At 71.3% G+C, this 4,765-nt stretch carries 4 protein-coding genes and 1 pseudogene; 2 read left to right on the top strand and 3 right to left on the bottom strand.

The window, feature by feature from the left end:
* Positions 1–258, top strand: a pseudogene (locus tag G3I65_RS53040) (hypothetical protein); the annotation flags it as partial.
* Between the two features lie 78 nt (positions 259–336).
* On the top strand, positions 337–1,155 hold the full coding sequence (locus G3I65_RS58970; protein WP_160703835.1) for an IclR family transcriptional regulator: 819 nt from the start codon (positions 337–339) through the stop codon (positions 1,153–1,155).
* 64 nt (positions 1,156–1,219) lie between these two features.
* Here G3I65_RS58970 and G3I65_RS53030 read toward each other — a convergent pair whose 3' ends face one another.
* Genes G3I65_RS53030 through G3I65_RS53020 form a run of 3 tightly spaced genes read right to left on the bottom strand, consistent with a single transcriptional unit; the run spans position 1,220 to position 4,709 of the window.
* The gene (locus G3I65_RS53030; protein ID WP_160703833.1) at positions 1,220–2,689 is read right to left on the bottom strand and encodes a dihydroorotase family protein; all 1,470 of its coding nucleotides are present in this window, start codon (positions 2,687–2,689) and stop codon (positions 1,220–1,222) included.
* An 8-nt stretch (positions 2,690–2,697) separates the two neighbouring features.
* Positions 2,698–4,077 carry an FAD-binding protein gene (locus G3I65_RS53025; RefSeq protein WP_160703831.1) on the bottom strand — a complete coding sequence of 460 codons (1,380 nt, stop codon included), beginning with the start codon at positions 4,075–4,077 and terminating at the stop codon, positions 2,698–2,700.
* Entirely contained in the window at positions 4,074–4,709 is a 636-nt protein-coding gene (locus G3I65_RS53020) for an aspartate/glutamate racemase family protein (RefSeq protein WP_160703829.1), read from the bottom strand. Before G3I65_RS53020 ends, G3I65_RS53025 begins: the two co-directional genes overlap by 4 nt.
* Positions 4,710–4,765: the final 56 nt, after the last annotated feature.

Genomic DNA, 4,765 nt, shown 5'->3' with positions numbered 1-4,765 from the left:
GAGGGGCCGCGTGCCCGCGCGCTCCTCGCCCGCAAGCGCGCCGCCCGGGCCGCCGACGAGCGGCGCCGTCCCCTGGAAACGTACCGCGTGCGCGAACTGGCCGAGATGACCGGCGACATCTTCGACGACCACCGCGGTTTCGCGCGCGCCCGGCGCGCGTTCCTCGCCAACCAGCCCGGCCGACCGCCGGAAGCTTCGGTCGTGCCCGCGCCCCGCGTCCCGGAAATAGCCTCCCGTATCGCCCACCGGAACGAATGATTCAATACAGACCTCGGAAGTGCTACAATTTCGGCGAAACGTTCCCGCCAGCGAAACAGAATTCCGAGGACGACGAGGGTGGCCGTCAACAGTACCGCCGGGCGCAAGCCCGCCAGCGCGCCGGACAACGCCGGCACCGAGGCCGCCGCCCGGGTGGCCGATGTGCTGCTGCTCTTCACCGGCGGCCCCCGGCACCTGGGCGTCAGCACGATCAGCCGTGAGCTCGACCTCTCGAAGGCGGTCGTCTACCGGATCCTGCAGTCGCTCGTCTCGCGCGAGATGCTGGCCACCGACCCCGGCGTCGCCGGCTACCGGCTCGGCCCCGCGGCCGTCGCGCTCGGGGCGAGCGCCCTGCGCCGGTTCGACGCCCGGGTCGCCGCCACGCCCGTCCTGCGGCGGCTGCGGGAGGAAACCGGCGAAACGACCACGCTTTCCGGCCTGGTCGGCGACGAACGCGTGTACCTCGACCAGTTCGAGAGCCCGCGCGAGATCAAGATGACGGTCGAACTCGGCCGCCGGTTCCCGTTGCACGCCGGGTCTTCCGGCAAGGTCATCCTGGCGTCGCTGCCCGAGGACCGCCGGGAAGCCGTGCTGCACCGGGAACTCCCCGCGCTGACCGAGCACACGATCACCACCGCCGACGAACTGCGCGAGGCCCTCGCCGAGGTGGCCCGCGACGGCGTCGCCGTCTCGCTCGGCGAACGGCAGCCGGGCGCGGGGTCCGTCGCCGCTCCCCTGTTCGGGCCGGACGGCGAAGTCCACGGCTCCATCAGCATTTGCGGGCCGCAGTACCGCTTCACGCCCGACGCCGTCGGCCGCTACCGCGATCTCGTGCGCGAGGCCGCCGCCGAGATCCGGCAGAGCTGGGCCTGGCTGCAGGAGCCGGGCGGCCGGTAGGGAACGTAGTGAATGACTCATTCATGTCGCCAGACGACATGAATGAGTCATTCACTACACCCGGTCAGCGCCCGCGCTTGAGGTAGCGGCCCACCGGGTCACCGGTGATCTTGCCGTCGGCGAACACGTGGTTGCCACGCACGAACGTGTCGGTCACCTTCGCCGTCATGTCGAAGCCCTCGAACGGCGTGTACTCCTGAGTGGACTCCGACTCCGCCGCGCGCACGGTCCACCGGACGTCCGGGTCGACCAGCGCGAAGTCGGCGTCGAAGCCCTCGGCGATGTCACCCTTCTTCAGCAAGCCGTAGCGGCGCGCGGGGTTCCGCGAAGTCAGTTGGGCGATCCGCTGCAGCGAAAGGCCGCGCTTCACGCCCTCGCCGACCAGCCCGGGCAGCAGGTACTCCGCACCGCCGAAGCCGGACTTCGCCAGGAAGACGTCGTCGCGGTCCGCACCGAACTTCAGCTCGTCGCGGCAGCACGCGTGGTCGCTGACCACCCAGTCGACTTCGCCGGCGAGCACGTGCCGCCACAGCGCCTCGACGTCTTCGCGCTCGCGCAGCGGCGGGTTGACCTTGCCGCCGATGCCCGACGCCGTGTCCACATCGGCCAGCAGGTGCCCGATCGTCACCTCGCGCCGGAAGTCGATGTGCGGGAACGCCTTCGCCATCGTCAGTGCCGCCGACAGGGCCTTCTCCGACGACAGGTGCAGCAGGTTGATGTTCGGCAGCCCGGTCTCGTGCGCGAGATAGGACGCGATGGTAACGGCCAGCCCTTCGGAGTGCGGCGGCCGCGACGCGCTGTAGGCCCGCAGACCCGACAGCGAGCCGTCCTGCTCGACCAGTTTCGTGTACGCCGTCATGATTTCCGCCGTCTCGCAGTGCAGCGAGAGCGAAAGGTGCGGTGCGTACTCGGTCAGCACCTCGCGCGCGTGCTGCACCCCGCGCATGACGAACTCGAAATGCGCGATGTCGTAGCGTTCGTCCGGCGGGATCATCAGGAAGTCGCTCTGGCTGGTCGACCGCCCGTGCAGGCCGTGGCTGCCGTAGAACATGAAGATCTTGAACGACGTGACGCCGAATTCCTCGACCAGGTAAGGGATCTCGGAGATGTGCTGCGAACTCATCGGCGCGAGGTGGAAGGCGTAGTCGACGTAGGCATTGCCTTCCGACGCACTCAGCACCTCGGGGAAGAAGTCGCGGTAGCTGCCGCCCTTGTTCAGGTAGTACTGGCCGGTGCGCATGTACGTCAGCGACGTCGTGACGCCGCCCTGCGCGCTCGCGCGGCTCTCGGTGCGGGTGTCGGTGGCCAGCTCGTTGTAGATGCCCCAGTGCTGGTGCGCGTCGACCACGCCGGGGAAGGCGAGCAACCCGCGGCCGTCGACGACCCGCGCGGCGTCGTCGATGAGCAGGTCCGGCGCCACGCGCGTGATCGTGCCGTCGTTCACGGCGATGTCCAGCAGTTCGGGCTCGGACCCGTCGGCGTCGCCGGGGCGGACGACCCGGACGTTCTTCACGAGCAGTTCCGTGGTGGCCATTTCTCTCCTCAGCTTGCGGTGTTCGAATTCAGGCGCCGGGCGACGTCGCCGGCGGCCAGGTAGGCCAGCCCGAAGGCGGGCAGGAGCCCGTTGCCGGGCAGGTAGCCGGCGGCGCCGTGGCCGGAGATGCTCGCCGCGGCGCCACCCGCGGCGTACAGCCCGGGGATCGGGCGGTCGTCGTGGTCGACGACGGCGGCGTGCTCGTCGACCAGCAGCCCGCCCTGGGTGTGGAAGAGCGCGGGCACCACGCGGACGGCGGCGAGGCGGCCCGAAAGCGGGCGCTCCCAATGGGTCCGGCCGTGCTCGTCCGCGTGTTCGCCGCGCGCGATCGCGGCCGCCGTGGCGATTTCCGCCTCCAAAGCGTCCGGTGGCAGACCCGTCGCCGCCGCGAGCCCACGAGCGTCGTCGGCCCAGACGAGCGCACCGGCCGAGACGACGTCCCGGAAGTCCTGGAACGGCTGGCACTGCTCGAAGATCGTCTCGTCGAGGACGATCCAGCCGGTCGAACCGGGTCGCGCGGCCAGCTCGGCCGCGTACTCGGAATAGCCGCGAGTTTCGTTGCCGAAGCGGCGGCCGTCGAGGCCGACGAGGAACCCGCCGTGGATGATCGTCGCCCAGCCGACCAACGTGCCCGCGGCGGCGGAAACCGCGCCGTGGCCCTGGTAGGCGTCGAGGAACCCGGTGGCGGCACCCAGCTTCTCGCCGATGCGCAGCGCGTCCCCGAGCGACTGGTCGCTCCCCTGGTACAGCGCTCCCGAGATCTCCGGCAGGTGCTGCGCCACGAGGTCCGAGTCGGCACCGAAGCCGTTGGTGGCCAGCAGAACCGCGCGGGTCGGGATCTCCTCCTCGGTCCCGTCGGGGTACCGGACCACGACCGCACACACACCGTCCACATCGGACAGGACGTCGACGAGCCGGGCGGGTGCGAGCAGCTCGATGTTCTCGTGCTCGGTCACCTTCCGGGCGAGGTGGTCGACGACGCCGGAGCCGTGCCGTCCCGGGATCGTGTGGCAGCGGGGCACGGAGTGGCCGGGGTAGTTGAAGTCCGTCACCAGCGACAGCGGCAGCCCGGCCGAGTCGGCGAGCCACTCGACCAGCGGGGCGCTCACCTCGGCCAGGGTGCGGGCCAGGCGCGGATCGGCCTGCCCGTGCGTCTTGGCCATGATGTCGGCGACGAACTGCTCGGGCGAGTCGTCCACACCTTCTGCCGCCTGCCACCGCGACCCGGCGCCAGGGAACATCGCCGTGGACATCGACGTGTTGTTGCCCCGGCGGAAGTGCTCGCTCGCCTCGACGACCAGGACGGAAAGCCCCAGCTCGGCGGCCCGCAGCGCGCCCGCGAGGCCGCCGCCCGCTCCGGCGACGACGAGATCGGGTCCGTCGGTCACGAAGCCCCCTCCACGGTCAGCAGCCGCAGCGCGAGTTCGGTCGGGTCGACGATGCGCGCGGGCAGGTCGGCGGGCTCGACGTCGACGGCCGAGCAGCCGTTGATGACCGCCGTCGCGCCCAGTGCGGCGAGTTCGCGCACCGCCGTGCCGAGCGCCGCGTTCCACGTCTCGGTCTCGGCGATCGCGGAGAACGGCAGGTCCAGCACGCGGACGCCGACGAAGTACTCGGTCAGCCGGTAGGCGGCGATGCGCTTGGCGAACTCCTCGGCGATGGCCTCGTTGCGCACGACCGCGCCGAACCGGACGCCCTTCGCGGCGAGGTGGGACGCCGACAGCTTGAGCAGGCCGTGCACCGGCAACGGCGGTTCGGCGACGGCGTCGGGTACCGCCGGGTCGAGCACGCAGTCCGGGAAGGCCAGGTCCCAGCCGTCGCCCGCCGAAGCGAGCACGGCGGCGACCTCGCGTTCGGACGCGCGCACGGACTCGCCGGTGTCCAAAGTGGCCGGTGCGGCCGGGCCGACGTCGCGCAACTCGATCTCCAGGCCCGGCGGCGCGAGCCGGGCGTAGCGCTCCTGCCGCCGCCGGATCTCCTCGGGCGGCAGGTGGATGGGCGTCACCGCGAGGGCACGCATCAGTTCGGCTCCTTCTCTCCGGTTCCGGCCAGCTCGCGCAGCGCCGCGCCGACGCG

The organism is Amycolatopsis sp. SID8362 (assembly GCF_010550475.1).
GTDB lineage: Bacteria > Actinomycetota > Actinomycetes > Mycobacteriales > Pseudonocardiaceae > Amycolatopsis > Amycolatopsis eburnea.
Note: the sequence above shows the minus strand (reverse complement) of the source record. Positions and strands in the feature narration are given on the sequence as shown.

Excerpts from the sequence above, each read along its gene's own strand:
- G3I65_RS53030 (WP_160703833.1), bottom strand. The coding sequence starts at position 2,689 with ATGGCCACCACGGAACTGCTCGTGAAGAACGTCCGGGTCGTCCGCCCC.
- G3I65_RS53020 (WP_160703829.1), bottom strand. The coding sequence starts at position 4,709 with ATGCGTGCCCTCGCGGTGACGCCCATCCACCTGCCGCCCGAGGAGATC.